This window comes from Brevibacterium sp. 239c (assembly GCF_900169365.1).
Classification (GTDB): Bacteria; Actinomycetota; Actinomycetes; order Actinomycetales; family Brevibacteriaceae; genus Brevibacterium.
The window spans coordinates 79,425-102,986 of the sequence record NZ_FXZH01000008.1 but is presented as its reverse complement, the minus strand read 5'-3'; the positions used below and the strand labels follow the sequence as shown (position 1 = coordinate 102,986).

18 protein-coding genes and 1 tRNA gene are annotated in these 23,562 nt (G+C 63.3%); 9 read left to right on the top strand and 10 right to left on the bottom strand.

Translation table 11 applies throughout. The features are described 5' to 3' along the window. Positions 1-61: 61 nt before the first annotated feature. The 3 genes from BSP239C_RS09475 to BSP239C_RS09465 all read right to left on the bottom strand — a co-directional run bounded on the left by BSP239C_RS09475 (position 62) and on the right by BSP239C_RS09465 (position 1,990). Entirely contained in the window at positions 62-658 is a 597-nt protein-coding gene (locus tag BSP239C_RS09475; protein ID WP_101572212.1) for a TetR/AcrR family transcriptional regulator, read from the bottom strand. Further along, the gene (locus BSP239C_RS09470) at positions 642-1,316 is read right to left on the bottom strand and encodes a hypothetical protein (RefSeq protein ID WP_145997427.1); all 675 of its coding nucleotides are present in this window, start codon (positions 1,314-1,316) and stop codon (positions 642-644) included. Before BSP239C_RS09470 ends, BSP239C_RS09475 begins: the two co-directional genes overlap by 17 nt. 65 nt (positions 1,317-1,381) lie before the next feature. After that, positions 1,382-1,990, bottom strand: a complete 609-nt coding sequence (locus BSP239C_RS09465) for a class I SAM-dependent methyltransferase (protein ID WP_101572208.1) — start codon at positions 1,988-1,990, stop codon at positions 1,382-1,384. A gap of 82 nt (positions 1,991-2,072) precedes the next feature. On the opposite strand from BSP239C_RS09465, the gene BSP239C_RS09460 reads away from it, so the two are divergent. The 4 genes from BSP239C_RS09460 (at position 2,073) to BSP239C_RS09445 (ending at position 6,350) form a co-directional block, all read left to right on the top strand. Further along, a tRNA-Sec gene (locus BSP239C_RS09460) sits at positions 2,073-2,167 on the top strand. Between the two features lie 26 nt (positions 2,168-2,193). Beyond that, entirely contained in the window at positions 2,194-3,594 is a 1,401-nt protein-coding gene (selA, locus tag BSP239C_RS09455) for an L-seryl-tRNA(Sec) selenium transferase (protein ID WP_101572206.1), read from the top strand. 1 nt (position 3,595) lies between these two features. Beyond that, on the top strand, positions 3,596-5,407 hold the full coding sequence (gene selB, locus BSP239C_RS09450) for a selenocysteine-specific translation elongation factor (protein ID WP_180958971.1): 1,812 nt from the start codon (positions 3,596-3,598) through the stop codon (positions 5,405-5,407). Positions 5,408-5,741: 334 nt separating this feature from the next. Next, positions 5,742-6,350, top strand: a complete 609-nt coding sequence (locus tag BSP239C_RS09445; RefSeq protein ID WP_101572202.1) for a hypothetical protein — start codon at positions 5,742-5,744, stop codon at positions 6,348-6,350. Here the strand turns inward: BSP239C_RS09445 and BSP239C_RS09440 are convergent. Next, on the bottom strand, positions 6,343-7,170 hold the full coding sequence (locus BSP239C_RS09440; RefSeq protein WP_101572200.1) for an aminoglycoside adenylyltransferase domain-containing protein: 828 nt from the start codon (positions 7,168-7,170) through the stop codon (positions 6,343-6,345). The two genes, BSP239C_RS09445 and BSP239C_RS09440, sit on opposite strands and share 8 nt — an antisense overlap. Before the next feature lie 272 nt (positions 7,171-7,442). Between BSP239C_RS09440 and BSP239C_RS09435 the strand changes: the two genes are divergently transcribed. Further along, complete coding sequence (locus tag BSP239C_RS09435) at positions 7,443-8,012, top strand: hypothetical protein (protein ID WP_101572197.1); 570 nt, start codon at positions 7,443-7,445, stop codon at positions 8,010-8,012. Positions 8,013-8,146: 134 nt separating this feature from the next. On the opposite strand, the gene BSP239C_RS09430 is transcribed toward BSP239C_RS09435, so the two are convergent. The 3 genes from BSP239C_RS09430 to BSP239C_RS09420 all read right to left on the bottom strand — a co-directional run bounded on the left by BSP239C_RS09430 (position 8,147) and on the right by BSP239C_RS09420 (position 12,616). Further along, positions 8,147-9,424 carry a M20 family metallo-hydrolase gene (locus BSP239C_RS09430; RefSeq protein WP_101572195.1) on the bottom strand — a complete coding sequence of 426 codons (1,278 nt, stop codon included), beginning with the start codon at positions 9,422-9,424 and terminating at the stop codon, positions 8,147-8,149. Positions 9,425-9,507: 83 nt separating this feature from the next. Continuing rightward, positions 9,508-11,184, bottom strand: coding sequence for a thiamine pyrophosphate-dependent enzyme (locus tag BSP239C_RS09425; RefSeq protein ID WP_101572194.1), 1,677 nt, complete (start codon positions 11,182-11,184; stop codon positions 9,508-9,510). 100 nt (positions 11,185-11,284) lie between these two features. Then, entirely contained in the window at positions 11,285-12,616 is a 1,332-nt protein-coding gene (locus BSP239C_RS09420; RefSeq protein ID WP_101572192.1) for an MFS transporter, read from the bottom strand. 141 nt (positions 12,617-12,757) lie between these two features. Between BSP239C_RS09420 and BSP239C_RS09415 the strand changes: the two genes are divergently transcribed. Beyond that, positions 12,758-13,927, top strand: coding sequence for a CdaR family transcriptional regulator (locus BSP239C_RS09415; protein WP_101572190.1), 1,170 nt, complete (start codon positions 12,758-12,760; stop codon positions 13,925-13,927). Between the two features lie 390 nt (positions 13,928-14,317). Here the strand turns inward: BSP239C_RS09415 and BSP239C_RS09410 are convergent, their stop codons facing one another. Beyond that, positions 14,318-15,685, bottom strand: coding sequence for a copper amine oxidase (locus BSP239C_RS09410; protein ID WP_101572188.1), 1,368 nt, complete (start codon positions 15,683-15,685; stop codon positions 14,318-14,320). 192 nt (positions 15,686-15,877) lie between these two features. Beyond that, positions 15,878-17,449: a choice-of-anchor G family protein gene (locus BSP239C_RS09405; protein ID WP_180958970.1), complete on the bottom strand. Its 1,572-nt coding sequence runs from the start codon at positions 17,447-17,449 to the stop codon at positions 15,878-15,880. 550 nt (positions 17,450-17,999) lie between these two features. Here BSP239C_RS09405 and BSP239C_RS09400 point away from each other — a divergent pair. Further along, the gene (locus BSP239C_RS09400) at positions 18,000-19,223 is read left to right on the top strand and encodes a CdaR family transcriptional regulator (protein WP_219618875.1); all 1,224 of its coding nucleotides are present in this window, start codon (positions 18,000-18,002) and stop codon (positions 19,221-19,223) included. 12 nt (positions 19,224-19,235) lie between these two features. On the opposite strand, the gene BSP239C_RS09395 is transcribed toward BSP239C_RS09400, so the two are convergent. Further along, positions 19,236-20,216, bottom strand: a complete 981-nt coding sequence (locus BSP239C_RS09395) for a DUF2332 domain-containing protein (protein ID WP_101572348.1) — start codon at positions 20,214-20,216, stop codon at positions 19,236-19,238. 235 nt (positions 20,217-20,451) lie between these two features. On the opposite strand from BSP239C_RS09395, the gene BSP239C_RS09390 reads away from it, so the two are divergent. Both BSP239C_RS09390 and BSP239C_RS09385 read left to right on the top strand, forming a co-directional pair. After that, positions 20,452-21,819: an MFS transporter gene (locus tag BSP239C_RS09390; protein ID WP_257930150.1), complete on the top strand. Its 1,368-nt coding sequence runs from the start codon at positions 20,452-20,454 to the stop codon at positions 21,817-21,819. Positions 21,820-21,925: 106 nt separating this feature from the next. Beyond that, positions 21,926-23,347, top strand: a complete 1,422-nt coding sequence (locus BSP239C_RS09385; RefSeq protein WP_101572185.1) for an FAD-binding oxidoreductase — start codon at positions 21,926-21,928, stop codon at positions 23,345-23,347. Positions 23,348-23,562: the final 215 nt, after the last annotated feature.

The window sequence follows — 23,562 nt, the reverse complement described above, 5'->3', positions numbered from 1 at the left end:
CGGGCCACCTCGGCGATCTTCTCCGCCTCGGCGGAGGCCTCGCAGAGGGGGCAACCATGTGTCAGTTCGCAGTCGGCAACAGTCTTGCTATGTGCCCTTCGACGATTGTGCGAGCGGTTGTGGAGGTGACTGCCCCATCCTCGGCGAGGATCGTCACAGCGAGACCGTCGCATAGGGCCAGCAGTTCGGTTGCCCGAAGCATCGCGTCCTCAGGTTGTGCGATCTGTGGACGAAGCGCATCAGCCAGCTCGGACCGCAAGCGGCCCCACCTGGCGGAGTTTATTTCCTTGACCGCAGGGTCCACGCTTGCTTGCGCGGAGAGTTGGAGCCAGACTCGAGCCGCCGGGTCATCGGGATTCGAGGGCAGGAGTATGTCGAGCAGAGCGCTACGGCGAGAAGTGGGGTTCTTGTCGGCGGTCGCCTGCTCGAATCTCTTGGTTTCGCGCCGTGCGATCTCGCTCATGGCACCGATAAGCATCTGCGACTTGGTGGGGAAGTGATGTTGTACCGCGCCGATCGATACCCCGGTTCGAGTCGCCACTGTTCGCACGCTGAGTGCCTCGAATCCTCCTTCGGAGACGAGATCGATCATCGTATCAATCAGGTGTTGGGCGGACTCGCTGATGATCGGACCGCTCTGCTCATCCGCGTCGTTCATGGAACTGACGATACAGGCGATGGGCCCCGACGGCTGAACGTTTGAGCCAGTCGCCAGGATCGGGCAGGGAACCGGATAGTGGTCTGTCGGTGACGATGGCAAGACATAGGGCAAACACTCCTCCTCCCAACAGAGCGAATTCCACCGTCTCCATCAGCAAGCCGATGATCGTGGTCAGTCTCTCGTGGTCGACGCCGAGGTCGATCGGTACAAACTGGACGACGATGCCGATGAGGGACAGTGCCACTCCGGTGATCATCAGCGCCGTCACTGTTCTGTTTGCTGTGGGGCCGGCCGGGGCGGCGGCACTCCCAGGTGAAGTGCGAACTGTCCGTCTGCGTCCGGCTGATGCTCCGGTGAGCAGCAGCGCAACCGCGAGCGTCAGCAGGACGAATCGTCCGACCGTCCACCCGGTAAGCTGCTCGCCGAAACTGGCTTCTCCAAGACTCCCGACCGCAGCCAGGCGCGTATCGGCAATGCCGATCCCGGACGCGAGCAACGCCAGGAGGCAGCCGACGATGCCCACCCAGGCGCCGCCAGCGGCTCCTCGTCGATAGATGACAAGCAGAACGATTCCTGCCGCCGGGGCAAGCAGGCCCACGAGCTCGAGGATGCGGAACACGACCACTCTCCAATACGTTCGTATTGTATTCACCATACGGACGTATTGTACGTGCGTCAAGGCAGCGGGTCACCCGAAGGCGACTTCACCGGGAGGTGTACTCAATCCGGTCGGTGTCTCTGCCCCGCCTTGTCTGCGGCGACCACAGCGAGGTCGCGATGTTGCCAGGTCACACGTGGCGTGAAACCGGCCTCGGTCAGCCACTCGAGTTGCTCGGCCAGCGGGCTGGGGGTGTCGACAACTCCGTCGATCGGCGTGACCACATCTGACGGATCGGGAGGGACGACGAGGTCGGCGAGCACGAACCGACCGCCGTCGACGAGCACCTCATGGATTCTCATGAACAGATCGGCCTTCTCATCGGCATCGAGATGATGCACAGCGAGGGTCGACATGACGAGGTCGACGGGGACGGCCGGCAGGGAATCTTGGAGTCGCCAATGAGAGAGCGAACTGCGATCCGGGTCGAGGACCTTCGCGGCACCGGCGAGCATCTCAACGCTCTCATCGATGCCGTGGATATGAGTCTCCGGCAACACCTCGGCGACGCGTCTGGCGGTCAGCCCGCTGCCCACGCCGAGGTCGAGGATCGTCCGTGGGCCGACCTCCACCACAGCAGCCAGCAGCTCGTCCTGCAGCAGTCGGTAATCGGGGATCTCCTCGGACATGACGTCGAGGTAAGTGTCGGGGTTCCAGGTGAAATCAGCCATGATGCCTCCGCTTTCAGGCTAGCACTCGGTGATCAGCACGAGCAGAGCGATAGCACCGGCCACGCGGGGTAGGATTTCACACGGAGGCGTCCGAGTCCTGGTGGGCTCCCCGGTCTTCAAAACCGGTGAGACCGAGTATCTCGGTCTGGCGGGTTCGATTCCCGTCCGCCTCCGCCACCACCGCAGTGAAGGAGAACGCAGTCTTGGTCGATACGGATCCGCGGCGCAGCATCCCGCGCACCGATCATCTCCTCGCCCTTCCCGAGGTCATCGCCGCAGGTGAGAGCCGGAGTCAGGCGACGATCAAAGCGATCATCTCCGAAGCTCAGACCGCTGCTCGCAACGGTGAGATTCCCGTCGCCGAGGTGGCCCCCACCATCATCTCCCGCTTAAGTTCCGACTCGGCATCGTCACTGACCCCGGTCCTCAACGCCACCGGAATCATCGTCCACACCAATCTGGGCAGGGCTCCTCTGTCCGAGTCCGCTCGCCGGGCCGTGGCCGATGCGGCCGGCTATGTCGACGTTGAGTTGGACCTGGTCAGCGGCAAGCGAAGCAAGCGGGGGACCGGCGCCAAGCAGGCACTTCTGCGTGCCTGCCCAGACGCCGAAGACGCACTGGTCATCAACAACGGTGCCGCGGCCCTGCTGCTCGCCGTGACAGCGCTGTGCCGTGAAGACGGCGTCGGCGCTGGTAACACGGGTGGTCCCGGTGAGATCGTCATCAGCCGCGGCGAACTCATCGAGATCGGAGCCGGCTTCCGCCTTCCCGACCTCATGGCCACGACCGGGTCCCGGCTGCGCGAAGTCGGAATGACGAACCGCACCCACCTCGACGATTATGCGCAGGCCATCACCGCCGAAACTACGAGCCTGCTCAAGGTCCACACAAGCAACTTCCGAGTCGAAGGCTTCACCGCCTCGGTTGAGATTGCGCAGCTGCGTGAACTCGCCGACGAGCACGACCTTCCCCTCATCGCCGATCTGGGAAGCGGACTTTTCGAACCCGACCCGTATCTGCCCAACGAACCCGATATCGCCAGCGCGCTCGCCGCCGGAGCCGATGTCGTCATCGTCAGCGGTGACAAACTCCTCGGCGGTCCTCAAGCGGGCCTCATCCTCGGTCGCAGCGACGCCGTCCAGCGCATCGCGAAGCACCCCCTGGCCAGGGCAATGCGCACCGACAAACTCACGTTGGCCGCAATCGAGGCGACGGTTGCGAACACCGAGAACCCGGTCCATGAGGCACTGCACATCGATCTCGACAGACTCAAAGAACGCACCGAGCACCTGGCAGAGCTTGCCTCTGGAGCCGTCGTCGCCCATGACGGTCGCGTCGGAGGCGGGGGAGCCCCCGGTGTTCCCCTTCCCGGATGGGCCATCGAACTGCCCGAGGAGCTCGCCCGCCCGCTGCGCCTCGGCGACCCGGCAGTCGTCGCCCGAGTTCACCAGGGACGATGCCTCATCGACCTGCGTTGCGTTCCCGAAGCCGATGACGATCTGATCGGCGAGGCCGTGAACCGGGCTCGTGCGAACACGCGGAGCCGCCTCGGCGACCATGATGTGGGTTTCGGCGATGATCCGGACTTCACGAACCATGCCTGAGATGTACGTTCTCGCAACCGCCGGCCACGTCGATCACGGGAAGTCCACCCTGGTCAACGCCCTGACCGGGATGGAACCGGACCGGTGGGCAGAGGAGAGGAAGCGGGGTCTGACGATCGACCTCGGCTTCGCTTGGACGACTCTGCCGTCCGGGAGGGAACTCGCCTTCGTCGACGTTCCCGGGCATGAGAAGTTCCTCGCGAACATGCTCGCAGGCATCGGCCCGGCCCCCATCGTGTGCTTCGTCGTCGCAGGGGACAAGGGGTGGCAGGCCCAGTCGAGTGACCACCGGGACGCGATCACCGCGCTGGGCATCACCCGTGGCCTCGTCGTCATCACCCGCGCTGACCTCGCCCCCGAGTCGGTCGCAGCGACAGAGGCCCAGATCAGAGCAGAACTGCGGGGTACACCGCTGGCCGATGCTCCGGTGCTCACCGTCTCCGCGGCTACCGGGGACGGACTCGACGAACTCGTCGCGACGCTCGATGCCGTCACCGCCAAAGCTCCGGCCCCCGACGCGGAGGCCCGACTGCGGCTGTGGGTCGACCGTGCCTTCACGATCAAGGGCGCCGGCACCGTGGTCACCGGCACGCTCACGGCCGGAACTCTGCGCACCGGGGACCGCCTGCGCCTCGTCGGGGAGACCTCGGACGAGGCGCCGGCCGTCCGTGGTCTGCAGAGCCGGAACTCCTCCGCCGAGGAGGTCGCCCCCAGCGCCCGTGTCGCCGTGAATCTGCGCGAGGTCGCAGCCGATGATATCCACCGCGGTGACGCTCTCATCACCGACGATGCATGGCCGATCGTCGACATCATCGACGTTCGCCGAACCATGGGCCAGCTGCTCGACGAGGGCGTGCACGGACTCATGCTCCACATCGGAACCGCCGCGGTCGCGGTGCACATGAGGCCCTTCGACGGTGACCACGCCCGCCTCACACTCGAGCGTCCGCTGCCGCTGCAGGTCACGGACCGGATCGTGCTGCGCAGCCCCGGCAGCCGCAACGTCTTTGCAGGCGTCGTCGTCCTCGATGTCGACCCTCCCGAACTCGGCCGCCGTGGAGCCGGCACCCGGCGTGCCCGAGAGCTGAACGGGCGTCCGGAAACCGGGGACATCCTCGCCGAGGTGGCCCGCCGTGGAGCCGTGGAACGGGCCAGATTGGTGCGCTTCGGACTGACGCTTCCCGACGCCGTCGCGGGCGTTGAAGAGATCGCCGGAGGATGGCTCGTCCACCGGCAGACACTCGAGAAGTGGGTCGAGAACGCGGAGACCATCGTGAGGGCGAAGCTGGCGGCAGAGCCTCTGGCTGCTGGTGTGCCCGAGAAGGCACTGGCCGAAGAGCTGCGCCGCGTCGACCCTCCATTGCCTGACAGCGGCGGTCAGGAACTCGTCGCTGCCATCGCCTCTCGCGCCGGCCTCGATATGGTCAAAGGCATGGTCCGCCCGCCCGGTCACACCGCCGATCTGGGTCCGGCCGAGGCAGGCGTCGCCGAGGTGGAACGACGCTTGGCGGCCAATCCCTTCGCAGCTCCCGAAGCCGATGACCTGCGAGAACTCCGACTGGGAGTGCGAGAGCTTGCTGTCGCCGAATCCGCGGGACGGCTCCTGCGCCTCGGCGATGGTGTGGTTGTGTCACCACGGACACCGGCACAGGCGATGCGACTGCTTGCGCGACTGGACCAGCCGTTCACGACGAGTGCGGCCAGGAAGGCTCTGGGCACCACGCGGCGCGTCGTCATTCCCCTGCTCGAATACCTCGACGGTCGCGGTTGGACCCGCCGTATCGACAACACATCACGCGAGGTTGTGAGGTAGACAGACGCGCGCCTGAATGGAGCCTGACCCTCACCTTCGAGTGGCCCGATGGGCGGGCCGAGACCCGGGTCACGGATGCGTGCGGGCGCCCCGTAGTGTCGCAGAGCATCCAGCGAATTCTGAGCTGATGCTCACCAGCCCCTTCCGATTCGTTGCTGCGAGACTAAGCCACCTATGAGCGTCTCGGCATTGAACCGCCTACCTGCGTCCGACAGTGTGGTGTGAGGCGATTACCGGAGCATCCCTGTGCCGAAAGCAGGAAGCAGATGTGTTCCGAATCCGATCAGGACGCCGTCCGGGCAGCTCGCCCGATCCAACAGGAAAGTGAGAACAGATGAAAAGCGTGCGCAAATTTGCGGTGACTGCACTGTCCGCTGCCGTCATCGCAGGGGGTCTCTCCCTGGGGGCGGTGACTTCGGCCGCGGCGGGTCCGATCTCAGGAGCCGTCGACCAGCCGAGCGAGAACGTCTCGGGGGCCGGTCAGGGCCAGGGCGACGGCACAGCCGTGGGCATCGACGATCCGGATGAGCTCAGCTCCGAGCAGATCCACAATGCTCGCACCATCATCGGTGTCGGTAAGGGCGCAGACTTGTCGGAGAAGGCCCAGAAGATCGCCGTGATGACCGCACTGCAGGAGTCGAACCTGCAGAATCTCGACGGCGGGGATCGTGACTCCGTCGGAGCGTTCCAGCAGCGCCCCTCGATGAACTGGGGATCGGCCGAGCAGGTGGAGGATCCCGTCTTCGCCTCGAAGTCGTTCTATGGAGTCAACCCCGACAGCCCCAATCCGGGCCTGACCCAGATCGACAACTGGGAGAACATCGACTCGGGTCGGGCCGCGCAGGACGTGCAGTCCTCGGCTTTCCCCGACGAATACGCGAAGTGGGAACCCCTTGCCGCGCAGCTCGTCGATGACAACCAGGACGTCGACGACATCAATTGAGGTCGTTCACTGGGGAGTCGGCGATGATCGACTCCATCGCAGACGCAGTCAGAGCACGCCACTGATCACGAGGTGGGGTTGTCGGAAGCGGATCGCTTCGCAGCTGGGCGAGGGCAACCTCGATGATCGCCGAGTGATCAGGGAAAGCATCGAGCGCATGCCTTCCTGCACCCTCCTTGCTGATGATCTCCCCGGTCAGGAGGGTATAGTGCATTCGCGCCGGTCCGAGAAGGCACCATTCCACAGCTCCAGCTGACAAGGTGTGTCGACCTCCGCGGGCGCTTTCAGCTAGCGGGGCCCAATACTCGCGGACGTTGCGCGCCACCCAGTTACGGAGTTCACCCGGCTCGGAGTCGAGACTCCAATCCGAGACGGGGCCGCCGCGGACGGAGATGCCGCCGTCGATAAGTTCCTTCCAGATCACCGGATTGACGTCGAACGCGCCCTGAGCGTCGAAGACCTCGCCTACGTGGGACGCGACCGGGTGGATCTCGGCCACCGCGCGGGAGATCTCGGACTGCCAGACGAACACGGTGTTGCAGCATGCGCTGAACCCCAGACCGCGTGCAGCACGGACGGTCAGGCGGGGCACCTGAGAGAGATGCAGAAGCCTCAAGCGGGCCATGAGGCTGCGGTGGTCTTTCCACTCATCGCTGAGCACAGCGATGACATCGATATCGCTGCGGCCCGGTCGGTAGGCATCAAGGGCGATGGACCCACCGACTGCGCATGCGATGACCGCACCCGGCAGCAGTCGGTCGGCGACTCGCAGATATGACTCGACTGAGCGGGAAGCTTCCTCAGGCAGTGTCGAGTCCATGGGGCAAGAGTACTGCTTCGGCGTCGGCCGTAGTGCGTCAATCGCAGTGCAGCGTCGGCCGCGGTGCGGCTTCGACACGCCGCCGGATCAGCACAATTCAACAGCCGTTGGCTCCGTGTTCGTTGCAGGCGACATTGTCCCTTCGAGAGGCTGGGGCGTGGGCGAGTTTTCAGAGGTCCGTGTCTTTCTCGAGTGAGGATACTGTGTGCGGACCAACCGCTCAACACAATGCCCATTGCTCTATTGAGAAAATTTCAGGAGAATCAGAACCGATGAAACTTGCACGAGCATTAGCGGTGGCAGCTCTTTCCGCAGGCTTCCTCGCCGGTGGCGCGTCGGCGGCGACCGCAGTGCCTGCGGAGATTTTTCCTCCTACGAGCAAGGCCCCCGACGGCGGTGAAATCAGCAGCACCCAGGACACCAGCCAGCTCACCCAGGAGCAGATCGACAATGCGCGCACCATCATCGCCGTCGGCAAGGGCTCTGAACTCTCGAACCAGGCTCAGAAGATCGCTGTCATGACCGCGCTGCAGGAATCGAGTCTGCGGAATCTCGACAGCGGCGACAAAGACTCTGCCGGACTGTTCCAACAGCGGCCGTCATACGGTTGGGGGACCCACGGGCAGATCACCGATGCGGTGTACGCCTCGAAGTCCTTCTACGGAGTCAATCCAGAGTGCCCGAACCCGGGGCTGCTTCAGATCGCGGGGTGGGAGACGATGGATCCCGGCGCCGCGGCCCAGGCGGTCCAAGGCTCAGGACACCCCGATGCCTATGACAAGTGGGAGACGCTGGCCGAAGAGCTCGTCGATGAGAACCAGGACGTCGAGCCCATCAATTGACGCACCTATGTGTCCCGGCTGCGGCGAGCCCTGACGCCCGCAAGCCAAACGTGCTCACGTAGAGCATTTGTGCTCTACCAGGGCACTTTTGGCTAGCGGAAGCGGAAGCGGAAGCGGAAGCGGGAGGGGCGAGCTCAGCCCAGCGCGCCAGCGGCCAGCCGCCGCACCACCTCGGTGAGGTGATGCAGGCCGGAGACGAGATCCTCGTCCTTCGTGAACTCCTGCAGGCTGTGCGAGACACCGCCGACGCTGGGGATGAAGAGCATGACCGTGGGGACGGTGTCCTTCATGTTCGTCGAGTCGTGGCCGGCCACGGTCATCACCCTCGCCGAGGTGAGTCCCAGGTCCTCGGCGGCTGATCGTGCCAGCTCGACCCCGTCCTCGGAATACGGGTTCTGATCCCAGCTGTGTTCGGCGACGATCTCGATCTCGACACCGACCTCGTCCTTGACCTTCGCGATTGTGGACATGAGGGAATCGTGGGCGGCGGCGATCACCTCGGCGCGCGGCGATCGCAGGTCGAGGAGCAGCCCGACCTCGCTCGCGACGACGACCGGGGAATTCGGGTAGACGTTGAGCTCACCGCACGCGGTGTGCAGCGCCCCAGCGTCGAATTCGTCGACGAGCTCACGGGCGGCCACCACCAGGCGAGCGGCACCGAGGAGAGCATCGCGGCGGTCACTCATCAGGGTCGATCCGCTGTGGGCCTGCTCCCCGGTGACACGGAATTCGTACTTATGGGCGGCCCAGGTGGCATTGACGAGGCCGATCGTGACCCCGTCCTCTTCCATGCTGCGACCCTGCTGGACGTGGATCTCGGCATAGGCGGCAATCTCGGGTGCGGTGAAGTCTCCGCGCTCACCGATGGCATCGAGCGCCTCGGCGACGGTGATTCCTTTGGGATCGGTGGTGGCCAGTGCCGCCTCGAGCTCGGCCTTGCCGGTGAAGACATTGCTGCCCATCATCGAGGGTTTGAAGCGCGAGCCCTCTTCGTTGAACCAGTTGATGACGGCGAGGTTGTACTTCGCCCTTGCAGGGTCGGCGCGCAGCTCATCGGCGACGGCGAAGCAGGCGTGGGCCGAGGACATGACGCCATACGCCCCATCGAAGCGGCCGGCGGTCGGCTGCGAATCCATGTGCGATCCGGTGAGGACGTAAGGGGCGCCGGGAACGAGTTCGAGCAGACCGAACTGATTGCCGATCGCATCCCGGTGAACGCTGAACCCGTGCTTCTCCAGCAGCTCGGCGAACCATTTGCGCTGCTCGCCATCGGCAGCGCTCGCCGCCTGCCGATCGACGCCGTTCGTGCCCTCGACGGCTCCGAATCGCGAATGCACGGACCAGTCGGCGAGGAACTCGTCGTCACGGTCGGCCTGTGCTGCGGGAGTCTGCGAAATGGGGGTCTGTGTCATGGTGCGTCCTTTTCGGGTGTGCTGGGGAGATGTCAGGGGTGAGGCAGAGTCAGGAGTGCGACTGTGTCATGCGTGTGGCAGCGTCAGCCTGCGATCTCATCGGCGGCCGGAGGCATGAGCTCGGAATCGATGAGGACGTGGATGAGCGCCGGGCCCTCTGCTGCCAGGGCGCGGTCGAGGGCCGCCTCGAAGTCTTCGGTCTTCTCCACGCGTTCGCCGTGTCCGCCGAAGGATGACATCCATACCGCGAAATCGGGGTTGACCATGCGTGTGCCCGAGGGCCTGCCCGGATAGTGGTTGACCTGGTGCTGGACGATCGTGCCGTACACGCCGTTGTCGGCGACGATGACCAGCGGACTCGCCCCGTGAGCGAAGGCCGTGGCCAGCTCCTGACCGTTCATGAGGAAGTCGCCATCGCCGCAGATCGCGACCGCACGACGTTCTGGGAAGGCGAGTGAGGCCGCGACGGCGCCGGGCACAGCCAGACCCATGGCCCCGTTGCGGGCACCGACGAGGCTCGCCGATTGAAGATGCCTGATGAAGCGGTGGCCCCAGATCGTGGCGTTGCCCGCCCCGTACGTGAGCACGGCTTCCCCGTCGAGTCGGTCGTCGAGGATCCCGAACGCCACCCCGAGATCGACGCCGGTTCGAGCAACCGCTCCGGCCACCTCGGCGTCGGGACGATGTGCGGCGACCTTCGACTGCACGTCCGAACGGGAGGTCATCCACTCATCGGTGCGCTCCCCGCGCAGATCAGCCGCATCGATCGAGCCGTTCACCGAGGTGGACGCGGTCAGCGCCGTGACGAAGCTGCGTGGGGAGGCCAGGATCTGCTGGTCGATGCGCCCGGCATGCTGGGTTGCCTCCGGGTCGAGCCCCACGACGACGGTCTCCGCGTCGAAGCCGCGCGTGTAGCCGTCGCTGGCCACATCGGATCGGGTGGCACCGACGAAGACGAGAAGGTCGGCATCACCGTATCCGGCGGCGACTGCCTCGGCGCGGCCATAGCCCAACCAGCCGGCCCAGGCGGGTCCGGTGTGGGGGACGGCGTCGTAGGCGCGCCAATCGCAGTAGACCGCAATCCCCGCCGAGGCGGCCAGGTCGAGCAGCGCCCGCCCGTGGCCCTCGTGCCAGCCGTCCCCGCCGAGGACGAAGGCCGGCTTCGCTGCATTGCCGATGCGTGTGGCCAGGGATTCGAGGTCTGTTGCAGAGGGCTGAGGTTCGGCGATCGGGGCCGGGGCTGTGTCCGGTGCCTCTGTCATGCGGACGAGGACATCCTCTGGCAGTCCCACGACGACGGGGCCGGGGCGCCCGGATGCGGCGATGCGCAGGGCATCGGCCGTGAGGTCACCGGCGCGATCCTCATCATCGATGATGATGACCTTCTTCGCGGTCGAGGAGAACCACTCGGGCAGGCTGAATTCCTGGAAGGACTCTCGGGCACGGTCCGCGATGGGCACGAGTCCGACGAACAGGACGAGTGCAGTGGCGTCCTGGTAGGCGGTGTGCACAGAGATCATGGCGTTCGCCGCCCCCGGCCCACGCGTGACCATGGCGATTCCGGGCCGGCCGGTCAGGCGCGACTCGGACAGAGCCATGAACCCGGCACCGCCCTCCTGACGGCACACGACTGTCTCGATCGAGGAGTCGTAGAGACCATCGAGAACGTCGAGGTAGCTTTCGCCGGGAACGGCGTAGACCCGCTGGATTCCAGCGTTCTCCAGAGTATTGACGATGTGATGACCGGCCGAGCGGAACATGCGTGTGGGTCCTTCCTAAGGCGAAGCGATGGTGTGTGAGGGCAGGCGGGGGCGCGGGTGGTCCGCCGTGCTCACGGCGGCCCACCTCGGCGAGCGTTGCTCAGTGTTTGAAGCCGGGCAGATCGACGCTCAGGCGCGGTGCGACGGCCCCGGCGAAAGCCGTGAACAGGGACAGGAAGGCCAGCATCGCAGCGGCCGGCCACCAGTGATTGGCCGCCGCGGCGACGAGTCCGGTGGCTGCCAGCGGAATGAAACCGGAGAGCATGCCGGCGACGTTCTGGGCCAGGGCGACGCCGGTGTAGCGGGTGCTGGCTGGGAACAGGCCGGTCATCACGGTGCCGGAGGCGGCGTAGGGCAGTGACAGTGTGCCGACAGCCAGTGTCATAGCGAGGACGACGAGGACCGGCTGGCCGGAGGCGAACATGAGGAAGGCCGGAACGGCGACCACCGCCGAGGCGATTCCACCCCACAGGATGACCTTGCTGGCCCCGTACTTCGTTCCGAGCGCTCCACCCCAGATGAGGCAGAAGATCTCGACAGCGGCGGCGACCATGCTGCCAAGGAGCAGAAGCGAATCGTCGTAGCCGAGGACGTTGACGCCGTACCAGACGCAGAATGCGGTGACGAGGTAGAACCCGCCGACGCCCAGAAGGGCAGCGGCCATGCCGACGATGATCTGTTTCCAGCTGTCGCGGAAGGTGGTGCGCACGGGGCTCTTCTCGAGCTCACCGGATTCCTCGAGCTGGCGGAAGACCGGGGATTCCTCGAGGCGGCTGCGGATGTAGACGGCGACGAGGAGGAGCGGGATGGCGGCGAGGAACGGGATGCGCCAACCCCAGGCGCTGAAGCTGTCGGCCGACAGGATCAGGGTCATGATGAAGAAGCCGCCGGAGGACAGAATGGTGCCGATGGGCGAACCGATCTGAGGAATCGCGGCGTAGCGTGCGCGCAGGTGAAGTGGGGCGTTCTCGACGACGAGCGTCATGGCACCCGACCATTCACCACCGACGAACAGGCCCTGCAGGATGCGCAGGAGCACGAGCAGCACCGGAGCGGCGAAGCCGATCGCGGCGTAGGTCGGCAAAGCGCCGATGAGGCCGGTGACGATGCCGATGCCGACGATCGTGACCATGAGGACCCGGCGGCGGCCGACCTTGTCGCCGAGGCGACCGAAGATGAGTCCGCCGATCGGGCGAGCGGCAAGTCCGACGCCGAAGGTGGCGAACGAAGCCATTGCGGCCGCGGTTGCGTTCTCACTGGTGAAGTACTGGACGTTGAAGACCAATGCCGCAGCCGCGCTGAAGAGGAAGAAGTCATACCATTCGAGTGCGGTGCCGAGCAGGGCGCCGAGGGCGACCTTGTTGGCATCCTTGATGCTGAGCTCCTGCGTCGCGGAGTATTCCGCCGCAGCAGTTGGGTCGTTGTGACTCATGTATTTCTCCATCGAGCGCAGGACGTGGTTGGGCATTCAACCTGTAACTTAGAACACTACAGAGTGAGATCGCACGATTTCGAGCATCTTTTGCCCCGGAAACGCTGTTTTAGATTGTGCAACTGCACATAGTCTAGGACGATGCCGCCAACACATGAGAGACAGCTCAGGGATCAGCCGCTGCCGGGAGACCGTCAGCGCTGGATCGAACTCCTCGATGCCCTCGATCTCGAACAGCTCACCGAACGGTTCATGTCACGAGTCGTCAGAGTGCCCGGCTACGATCCCGCCCCGATTCCGGTCTCAGAACTGCGGCGGACCGGTCATAGTTCATTTCAATCCCTCGTCGAAGGTCTGCGTGCCGGTGGTTTCGACGGCCCGGTTGCGGTGTCCACGGAGGTTGGGGTCTCACGCGCTCGGGTGGGGATTCCGCTGGAGGCACTGATGACGGCGATCCGGCATGACTTCAACGTCTTGTGGGAGGCGCTGACCAGGGTCGCGACGCAAGACGACGCGGAGCTCGTCATCCGACACACGGGGATCGTGCTCTCCACCGTCGACGAATACGTCTCCCAGGTTCAGCAGGCCTACGCCGCCGAACAGCAGCGGATGCGGGAGGAAGAATCCTCCGTCCGGCAGGGACTCATCGCGGGACTGTTCGACGATCTTCACCCGACGGACGAGCGTCTGTCCACGATCGCCTCGGCGCTGGGCCTCGATCCGGAACGTCCGCTGCTCGTCGTGGCCGCCCGCGGTGAGGACACCTCGGCGCTGCGGGTGCTCATCTCCGATCACGAGCGCGCAGGCGGGACCATGTTCACGCACCACCTCGGCGATGTCCTCATTGCCTTCACTCGCACGTCCGAGCTCGCCGGGTCGCGGTTGGAAGCGACCGAACGTCGCCTCGCCGAGGTGCGGGTGGGTTTGGTCCACGCGGCCGGCATCGGGTCCCTGCGCAGGTCAGCGCTGACCGCTCGAGATCTGGCGCAGCTGCTCACACATGATGAGGTGGGGGCGATGACCTGGGAACGCGGTTGGGCCAGACTCGCCGCTCAGGCACTGAACGCGGCCGGGAACTCCATCGTCACCGACGTCGAACGTGCGCTCGCCGTCTGCGGAGCGGCCGAACGTGAACGTCTCGTCGAGGCCGTCCACACCTACCTGCACTCGGGCAGCATCGGAGCCAGCGCCGCGGAACTGTTCTGCCATCGCAATACTGTGGCCAATCGCCTGCGCCGCTTCGCCGACCTGACCGGAGTCGACCCGATGATCCCCGCCGAGGCGGCACGTCTAGTTGTCGGATGGGCGTGAGTGAGGGGTCCGGCTTCATCCATCTGATCCATCCCGATCGCAGGGAGCTGGAGCAGGCCACTGGCGCAGCACACTTGCGCAGCGCATGCAGAGCTCGTCGAGATCGGGCAATTTAGCCAATCTAATATTTTAGATAAACGACTGTAGTCGCCCTATAAAAGCCTCTACATGCGCTGGGAGTTGGCTTATTCGCATGGGCCGCAGCTGTTCCGTTCTGAGAAAAGTTAGCGCGATCGGCAAATAGCCAAAATGGCGAATCGACAATATCGGATTATCGATATCTAAATAAAAATTTACGTGCCGATCTGGTTTTCAAATGCAAGTTTATAGGAAACTATTCCAAGCATGGTCTATTGAATAATATAAATACTACTTATGGGCGATAGCTGATCAATTCGTCGGCTCCTGATTCCATTCTGAGTCCGGAACACCATTCACTTCTTCATGACCTTTGGGAACGTCGAATCGTTGAGCGGTGAGATCACGAGGGAGCAGCTTGAATCCCTGCCAGTGCATCTCCATGGGCGACTGCTCTTCATCACGGGGGACATGGTGGAATCCGACAGCGACCCATGACACGACGTCATCGAGCTTTTGACCCTTGCCGTCGTCGACGAACTCAGGAACTCCACGGCCGCAGTCACCGCGATTTTTCGTCGCATACTGTTCGCATTCGTTGAAGTTCGTGAAGCCGACGTCGTACCCGGGCTCTTCCTCGTGGGAGTGGGTATGTTCAACGTCATCGACGAACTCGAATGAGTCCGACTTTCCGGTGTCGATCTCATAGGAGATGGGATGCCCGTCGTCGTTGAGCGCCGCGGGGTTGAGGACCCGCCACCACCGGCGGTCCTTCCACCGTGCAAGGGCAGGGTGCTCGATATCCTTCAGCTTCCCCTTCATGATCGGTGATTCCGGTCCGGACTTGCCCGTCGGGTTGGCGTCGAACTGCTGCGCCTTCATTCCGCCTTCGCCTCCGAGCCCCCAGCGGACCTTCCAGACGGCGTTATGCGAATGACTCGCCGCATGTTCGTCATGTCCGACGTCCGAACCGTGATCCTCATCCGTGTAGTCGACAGGCGATAGGTCACCGGTTGCGCCGAGCTGCACATCGATGGATCCATCAGAGCCGAATGTGTACTGAGAGACGTACTCATACCAGCCCACCCGAGACACCGTTGACAGTCGCAAAGCGTTCTTTCGGGCGGAGGTCGGTGCTACGAGATCACTCGAATGATAGGCGAGTCCGTCGTCGATGACCTCGGTGCACAGGACGTTGCGGGTCTCGGTCTCCCCGTACTTGCCGTCGCCGATCTTCGGGATCTCCATCGAGTTCAGGTCTCCCGCGCAGGCATCGGACTGCAGCGTCTTCATCTTGCGGCCGCCGAAGCCGGCCGCAGTGATATCGGATGTGTTGCGCTTTCCGGTGTCATACGGGACTTCCAGCTGGGCGATGGAGGCAGAATCGATGATTCTGATCGGATCCTTGCCGGGAGGAGCGATGAAGACTTCGGAAAGAGAGAGACCGAAATCGGGATGGACTCCCCAGCACATCGTCCAGGTCGCTCCGCTGGACAGAGTCTGCGAGACCTTCTTCGCGGGTTTCTTGCAGGTGCTGGAGGCGACTGCTGAGGACTCCGCGGTCTTCGCATCTTCGGGTGAGGCGTCACCTCGAGTGCACGCCGAGACGAAGAGGATCAGACATAGCCCTCCTGCCACGATCTGCAACAGACGTTTGTTCGTGTAGGCATGTCTTCTCACAGTTGCTCAGTTCGTCTTTCCCGGCGGCATCTCATGGACAGATAGGGGTGGCGGCGGCACCTGAAATGTGTCGCCACCACCCGGGTGCTCATCTCGCGATGAGCCTCATACGTTCCTTGTGTTCATGAACGCATGTACTGCATCTGCGTCGACTGCGATGCCTGGCATCGCGATCAGCAGCTGTCGAAGGTGTCACAAGCCTGGGAACAGGTTGCGTGGGTCGAACATCGATGTGCCGCTGTGTGGCTCCACCGGTCCCGGCTTCGCGGCGTCTGCCGACTTGCCGCAGGGATCGGTGCGAACTCCAGCGTTACCGAAGCCCATCCGTGACTTGCCACCTGCAACGCCGAGGCTCAGCGCAGAGACGTCCATTCCGCTGACGACCTTCTTGCCGTCTGCAGTCTCGCACTCAGTTTTCTCCTGGTGGTTGATCTGCAGCGAGACGAGGTTATCTGCCAGCAGTTTGAGGAACGGATCAACTGCAGCGCGGATTGGGGCCGTCATCATGTCGGTCTTGATCGTGGTGAACGCCTTGTACAGCAGGCCGGCCGGGTCTGCGAGCTTGTCATGGATCGGGCCTAGGACGGTCTCCATCGAGTTCATCACGGTGTCGATCGTCGTGCAGGATACGGCGCCCGTCGCACCGGAAGGTTTGCAGTCGTAGTTGCTGACCTTTCCGGTGAGGTCCATGTCCCATCCAGCGGTGGTTCCGTCGAGAGCAGTGATATCAACGTTCACGTTCGCACTGCGCAGCGATTCGATCGCTGTGTCCACTGCGACGTCGATGACCTTCTCGATGGCATCGTGGATGCTGCTGGCGATGAGCGGGTATGTCTCATCGTCGATCAGCTCTGAGTTCGGATCCTGGTTGTTGATTCCGACTGGACGATCGGTCACACCGTCGTCGTTGCCGCCGAGGCGGGCGAGGTCGACCTCGACTGAACCCTTTCCAAGGTCGATCGTGGCGAGTCCGTCATCGGTCTTGATCGGTTCACGCAGAATTGCATCGAGTACGTCATCCTGGATGTCGGAGGTGACGGTCGTGTCGACCTTCATCCCCGGAAGGGCTTTGCCGAGGCCGAGCGCGTCGTTGACCCTGTCGGCGACTTCGTCTTCCATCTGACCTGCAGCGTCGGACACGCCGTCGCCGGCGTCCTCGATGGCTGGGGAATGGAGGTTGAGCTTTGCGTCGCCGACGCGGTACTGGCCGATTCCGCCGACACCGTCCGGATCCTGGAATTCGCCGTCAACTGCTTCGACCCAGGCGCCGCCGAGGCCGAAGTTCAGGTCTGCTTGGTCGATGAGTCCGTCGGTGACATCAGATTTTCCAGTGGCGTCGACCAGCGACAGGAGGTCGACGTTGGCGGTACCGAACTCGTTGTCTTTACCATCGAGCGTGAGTCCACCATCGGCGCCGACGATTCCGGTGACGGCCTTGCCGTTCTTGGAGTCGGTTGCGGTCGATTCGCTGTGGATAGCGCCGGCTTCACCGAAGCTGAGGAAATCATCGAGCGGAATCTCGTAGCCTGCACCGAAGTCGACGACTTCGTCGTCGCCGATGGCGCCGTTGAATGCTTCGCGGTTGGGACCCGGATCCGATTTGGATGCGGCCGTGGACTTACCCAGTGCGACGAGTTCTTTCGAGTCCAGGGTCATGCCTGCGACACTGGCTCCAGCTTCCGTCGGCTCGTCGGCGTGGACGTTGAGGCCCTGTGCCGATACCGCGGTCGACGCCAGCAGTGTGCCCGCAACTCCGATGGCCATGCCAGGCAGAATTCGCCTGAGAACCATCTTTCTCTTTCGATGACCACTGTGGGGACGTGATTGCACGTGGTGAGACACGAATTTACCTCCAAAGTACCGCTCGTTGGTTGGCCCGCTCATTCAGATGTCGGCATATGCACCAACGAGCGTTGCCCACAGGACATCCTTGCGAAGCACTCAGGCCGTGTCCAGGGATTTTGAGAGTTTTTTGAAACTTTGACATGAAGAACAAGCTAGTTTGTAATCTGGAACAATTGTTGGATACCGGTGGCCGATCTGAATTTCTGCGTCATACTCGATCTGGTTCCATTGATATAGCCGCAGCGCGGGAGGTTTTTTCATGCTCACCCTTCCGGCGTTTTCGCGAACCTGTGCAAATGTGTGCACTGATGAGTTCTGTGCTCATGTGAAATCAAGATGATTTGTCATTTGAGTGAATGTGGAGGTGGCCATGGATGATGCGTGCATGACTAGCTTGAAACTTGTACTATCGGTACACATCGGTTGGACGCGAGGTTGAGGAATGGGTACAGGGTTGCACCTTTCAGAGATGAGCCGGCCGGCGGGGGCGCTGACGATGTCTGATGCCAACCAACTCGTGAATTGGGCCGAGACTCAGATGCCGCGCATCGTCGGAGATGCCTATGACAGGATTCTCGAGCGAATTCCACTCTACGAGCGCTCAGAGCCGCATCTTCAGGCGGAGCTTCATCAGTCGATCGAGGACAATCTGAGGGCCGCGGTCAGCGCGATGAACCAGTGTCACGACACGTTGCAGCTGAGCACGCCGCATGAGACGGGCAGACGTCGGGCTCAGCAGGGGATCCCTCTGGCCGAGATCTTGCAGGCGAACCATTTCAGCTTCGGCGTTCTCTGGGATGCGTTGGTCGAGGCGGCGAGACCAGGAGGCGATTGCGAAGCTCCGGAAGCCATCTTCGCGGTGGCGACGTGGCTGTGGTCAGTCGCGGACGCGCACGCGGTGGCATTGACTGAATCGTATAGGGCAGCATCGGCTGAGCTTCTCGCCGAGGAGGGGCGCCGACGTGCGGCGTTGGTTGAGTCGCTGCTCGCAGGACGGCCGAGTCCGGATTGCAGCTCGTGGGAGATGGCGACCTTGCTCGGTCTGGCTCCGGATGCGGATCTCATCGTGGTTGCGGTTGACAACCGCAACCCGGCAGGCGGAGGTCTGGGCGACCTGGAGCAGAAGTTTGCGGACCAGGGGATCGTCTCGGGGTGGCAGCTGACGCCGACGCTGCAGCTCGGGGTTGTGTCGTTCCACTCCGAGCAGCACGAAGTTGCATTGGGCGTTCTGAGAACTATTGCGGCACGTGCAGGAGTGAGCCCGCCATATAGGGTGTTGGCTGAAACTCCGCGGGCCCTGCAGCTGGCACGCACGGCTCTGTCGACATTGCGCCCAGGTCAGACCGAGGTGTGTGAGTTCAACTCGAGTCCTTTGGCGGCGCTCCTCGCGTGTGAGCCGAACGAGGGGCGGCGGCTGGCCTATGAGGTGCTCAGAGGAGTCTTGGAACTGCCCGCCGCAGATCGGTCGTTGATACTCGACACGCTTGTTGCCTATTTCGACAATGAGGGCTCGGCCGAGCGCGCCGCCGAACAGCTGTACTGCCACTCCAACACGGTCCGCTATCGACTCCGCCGTGTGCACGAACTCACGGGACGCTCGCTGAAAGATCCGCTGAGCTTGGCCGAGCTCGTCAGCGCGGTGTTTTCGCTGCGGATGTGCAAGCTCTATACGGCTAACTCATCGATTGCTTGAATAGCAGCGTCGTCAATCCAATCCCTCGAAGCTCTGCCCGTGTGGTCCGGTCAGTGCAATTACCCGTCCATCGACAGCGAGCACGAACCGTCCGTCCTTTTCGCGATCAACCTGAGCTCCGATCTCCGGCAGCACTCCGCCTCCCTCATTGCTGATCCACACGACGTCATCACGCGATCGCATGAGGACGGCGAAGCGTTCGCGTTCGGTCGGTTCGACATAGGCAAGCACCGCGCTGTGGAATACGACTTTCTGCGTTTGCGCGGGAGCCTCAGACAGCACGGAATCGACGGTCTCGAGCAGATCGCCCGGGACCAGCCTCGGCGGCTCAGCGGACACAATGGAGGCCGCGGCACTCAGGCGATCCCGGCGCAGCTTGTGCTCGGGCCAGATCAGCGAGCGCAGCCATTCCTGCTGGTCACCGTCGGTGATGTCGATGGGATTGAGATCGATTCCGGTTCGCCAGGCAACCTCGGGAATCCGGTCGGGTGGAGGTGCATTCGTCAGTTCGCAGGCGAGTGCGACCGTGCTCGGGCCATCTTTGGGGTGGAGGGTCACCGGCCCTGACTCTGTGGTGTACGTGTAGCTGTAGCGATCGGGATACAGGCACAGGCCCGCCGAGGCGCCGACCTCGATGAGTGAGATCGGGCGCTCAATCTGAGCCAGCGCCGGCAGGAGCACGGCACAGCGTCCGGCCTCGTTCGTCTGCGTCGACCGCGCGAGCATCAGATCCCGGGTCATCTCCCAGTGCTCCAGCAGCCAGGTTCGCAGAGCTGCGTAGTCACCTTCACCGGCGCCGAGGTGGCGGGCAGCTGCGAAGAGGAGGTTGGCCTGGCGCTTCGGCTTGGGCAGATCGAGGAGGTGCTTGATGACCTCGTCGTCCTGAGCCACACCCGAGGCCCAGGCGGCGTAGATCGGTGAGGTGTCGGTCGCCTCGAGCTGGGCGAACTTGCGGTAGTACTCACGCAGGGAATCGGCGTCAAGCTCGGTCATCGGCTGCATCGTTGCCTTCCTGTGGTCGTGGCTCCAGCGTAGACCCTGGCCCTGACGCGAACTCCGGCACCACCTCGGCGACGGTCGGCATTCGGACGGACAAAGGCGGCACCCAGTCCCGGTATTCGGTACAAATCGAGCGAAGTATAGGAACGCAGGCAGTGCTGACGTAATGTTTTCGACGTAGTGTGCCGAGGGCCGTCATCGGCGACTCAGACTGATCGAGGGAGATCACATGTCATCCGAGGTGAACCCACCTGTGAGCCAGCAGCCGCCGAGCGATTCAGCAATGGAGAAGCGGACCCTGCGAAAGGTCATTCTTCGGCTGATCCCATTCATCATCGCGATGTACTTCATCAACTACCTCGACCGCACCAATCTCGGTATCGCGGGCCCCGGCGGAATGAACGAAGACCTCGCGATGACGGCCACTCAGTTCGGGTTCGCCGCCGGCATCTTCTTCTTCGGCTACCTCCTCCTCGAAGTGCCCTCGAATCTTGCTCTGCACAAATTCGGCGCACGGATCTGGCTCGCCCGCATTCTCATCAGTTGGGGCATCGTGGCAGCGGCGATGGCATTCGTGCCCAGCCACGGGTGGCTCTACTTCCTGCGCTTCCTCCTGGGCGTCGCCGAGGCGGGATTCTTCCCGGGCATCATCCTCTACCTCACATATTGGTTCCCCTCATCCATGCGAGCCCGGGCCACCGCGCTGTTCATGCTCGCGATCCCACTCTCCAGCGTCGTCGGTTCACCGCTGTCCTCGTGGCTGATCTCCGGCGGCGACTCGCTCTTTGCCAATTTCGCCGGCTGGCGCTTCATGTTCATCATCGAAGGTGTGCCCGCGATCCTGCTCGGCATCATGTGCATCTTCTACCTCACCGACCACCCCCGAAACGCCAAGTGGCTGTCTCCGGAGGAGCGGAACTGGCTCCAGTCGACGATGGACGCCGAAGAGAAGGGCAAGGCCGACTCGTTCCACTACCCGGTCCGCCGGTCGCTGCTCCAGCCGCGAGTGTGGGCACTGTCCTTCGTCTACTTCGGCATGGTCTACGGCCTCTACGCGATGAGCTTCTTCCTGCCGACCATCATCTCCGGCTTCCAGGAGACCTTCGGCGTCGAGTATTCGATCGTCGAGATCGGCTTCATCACCGCGATTCCCTATGTCTTCGGTGCCTTCGCCATGTACTTCTGGTCCCGTCACGGAGACAAGACCAACGAGCGAGTGTGGCACGTTGCGATTCCGCTCTTCATCGGCGGCGTCACGATCCCTATTGCTCTGTACCTGAGTTCGCCGTTCACCACGATGATCGCTGTGACCATCACCTGCATGGCCATCTGTGCGGCCCTTCCGACCTTCTGGCCGCTGCCGCAGACCTTCCTCGCCGGAGCCGGAGCTGCCGCGGGGCTCGCGCTGATCAATTCGCTGGGCAACTCCGCCGGATTCTTCGCGCCCTACATCACCGGCGGACTCGCCGAGCTCACCGGAACCCAGAACGCGGGCATGTGGGTCGTCGGTGCAGCCATGGTCGCAGCCGGAGTCGTCACCCTCGTTCTCAAGGCCGCACCCGCGCCCGATAAGGTGAATCCGGAGATGACGACGTAGCCTCGCACGTGGCCCGACCCGGGCCCCGGTCGGGAATTGCGTCGTCACAGATGAGAATCGCCGAGGCGGTCGGGACCGTCCCGACATTTCCGTTCGGAAGGATGTCATGACAGCACAGAACCAGACCACGGTGGGACCGGCCGAACTCGATGCGCTCGCGGCCCGGCTGGGTGATGGGGCGCTGACGACGGATCCCGACGTCATCGAAGCTCACGCTCGTGATGAAGCTCTGTTCTGCCCTCACGAAGGGGCGATCGCTCTGGTCAGGGCCACGTCGGCGGCCGATGTCCAAGAAGTCATGCGCTTCGCCACCGAGCACGGCGTGCCGGTCGTTCCGCAGGGTGCGCGGTCGGGGATCTCTGGAGGCGCGAACGGCTCACCAGGAGCGATCCTGCTCAACGTCTCCCGGATGAAGGACGTCCTCAGCGTCAATGAGGCCGAAAGACTCGTCACCGTCCAGCCTGGCATCATCAACCAGGACCTCAAGGATCATCTGGCTCCCTTCGGTCTGTCCTATCCACCCGATCCTGGCTCGGTCGCGCTGTCATCGATCGGCGGCAACATCGCCACCAACGCTGGTGGCCTGTGCTGTGTGAAATACGGTGTGACCAGGGACTACGTGCGCAGCCTCACCGTTGTCTTGGCCGATGGCACGCTGACGAAGTTGGGCCCGCAGACGGCGAAAAGTGTGGCCGGCCTCGACATGCGCCATCTGTTCGTCGGCTCCGAGGGCACGCTGGGCATCGTCGTCGAGGCGACCCTGCGCCTGATCCCGAAGCTGCCGGATCCATTCACCGCCGTCGCAACGTTCCCCGACGAACGCTCGGGCCTGCAGACGGTTGCGGACTTCATGGCTGCCGGTGGAGTGCCGAGCCTGATGGAGTTCCTCGACTCGTCCAGCCTGAAGATGCTCAACGAGTTCGGAGATTTCGGCCTCGACGGTGACGCGGGGGCGATGCTGATCATGCAGGTCGACCAGAATCCTGCGGATTCGCAGGAAGTCATGGCCCAATTCGCCGAGGTGGCCGAGGCCTGCGGTGCACTCGACGTCGCGTACTCCGACGATCCGAGCGATTCGGCCGCGCTCATTGCCGCACGACGGATGATCCAACCCGCCTACGAGAAGTTCGCCAACAGTCATGGGGGAGGCCAGCTGCTCGACGATGTGTGCCTGCCTCGGGTGGCGATGCCCGAGTTCTGCGACCGGTTGAAGGAGCTGCAGGAGTCTTCGGGCCTGATGATCGCCCTGGTGGCCCATGCTGGTGACGGCAATACGCACCCCTCGGTATTCTTCGACGCAAGTGATGAGGAGCAGACCGCACGGGCGCAGGAGATCTTCGGCGAGATCATGCGCATCGGTCTGGAGCTGGGCGGCACGATCACTGGTGAACATGGCGTGGGCTTCCTCAAACGTGATTGGCTCAACAACGAGCTTGATGAGGGCTCGAGGCGGATCCAGATCGCTGTGAAGAATGCTCTTGACCCGCGGGGGATCCTCAACCCAGGGAAGATGCTCAGCGCGATCTGAGGTGCGAGTCCTCGCTTGGGACGATTGGCGTGTGACTGTGAGAGCCGCGACATTGTGAACGCACAGTGTCGCGGCTCTTTTTGTGTTCAGTGTTTGTGTGTGACGGATTTCCTCGTCATGTTCCTACGATCAGACACCTATCACCGTTCCACACACTGACCTGGGACGTGACGAGGCCCTCGAGCATCAATTGATACAACAGTCAAAGAATAAAC

What these genes read in the sequence shown, in the direction of transcription:
- selB (WP_180958971.1), top strand. Translation starts at nt 3,596, where the DNA reads ATGTACGTTCTCGCAACCGCCGGCCACGTCGATCACGGGAAGTCCACC.
- BSP239C_RS09405 (WP_180958970.1), bottom strand. Translation starts at nt 17,449, where the DNA reads ATGGCCATCGGAGTTGCGGGCACACTGCTGGCGTCGACCGCGGTATCG.
- BSP239C_RS09420 (WP_101572192.1), bottom strand. Translation starts at nt 12,616, where the DNA reads ATGAGTCACAACGACCCAACTGCTGCGGCGGAATACTCCGCGACGCAG.
- BSP239C_RS09400 (WP_219618875.1), top strand. Translation starts at nt 18,000, where the DNA reads ATGAGCCGGCCGGCGGGGGCGCTGACGATGTCTGATGCCAACCAACTC.
- BSP239C_RS09390 (WP_257930150.1), top strand. Translation starts at nt 20,452, where the DNA reads ATGTCATCCGAGGTGAACCCACCTGTGAGCCAGCAGCCGCCGAGCGAT.
- BSP239C_RS09445 (WP_101572202.1), top strand. Translation starts at nt 5,742, where the DNA reads ATGAAAAGCGTGCGCAAATTTGCGGTGACTGCACTGTCCGCTGCCGTC.
- BSP239C_RS09465 (WP_101572208.1), bottom strand. Translation starts at nt 1,990, where the DNA reads ATGGCTGATTTCACCTGGAACCCCGACACTTACCTCGACGTCATGTCC.
- BSP239C_RS09395 (WP_101572348.1), bottom strand. Translation starts at nt 20,216, where the DNA reads ATGACCGAGCTTGACGCCGATTCCCTGCGTGAGTACTACCGCAAGTTC.
- BSP239C_RS09425 (WP_101572194.1), bottom strand. Translation starts at nt 11,184, where the DNA reads ATGTTCCGCTCGGCCGGTCATCACATCGTCAATACTCTGGAGAACGCT.
- BSP239C_RS09385 (WP_101572185.1), top strand. Translation starts at nt 21,926, where the DNA reads ATGACAGCACAGAACCAGACCACGGTGGGACCGGCCGAACTCGATGCG.
- BSP239C_RS09430 (WP_101572195.1), bottom strand. Translation starts at nt 9,424, where the DNA reads ATGACACAGACCCCCATTTCGCAGACTCCCGCAGCACAGGCCGACCGT.
- BSP239C_RS09435 (WP_101572197.1), top strand. Translation starts at nt 7,443, where the DNA reads ATGAAACTTGCACGAGCATTAGCGGTGGCAGCTCTTTCCGCAGGCTTC.
- BSP239C_RS09470 (WP_145997427.1), bottom strand. Translation starts at nt 1,316, where the DNA reads ATGGTGAATACAATACGAACGTATTGGAGAGTGGTCGTGTTCCGCATC.
- BSP239C_RS09415 (WP_101572190.1), top strand. Translation starts at nt 12,758, where the DNA reads ATGCCGCCAACACATGAGAGACAGCTCAGGGATCAGCCGCTGCCGGGA.
- BSP239C_RS09440 (WP_101572200.1), bottom strand. Translation starts at nt 7,170, where the DNA reads ATGGACTCGACACTGCCTGAGGAAGCTTCCCGCTCAGTCGAGTCATAT.
- BSP239C_RS09475 (WP_101572212.1), bottom strand. Translation starts at nt 658, where the DNA reads ATGAACGACGCGGATGAGCAGAGCGGTCCGATCATCAGCGAGTCCGCC.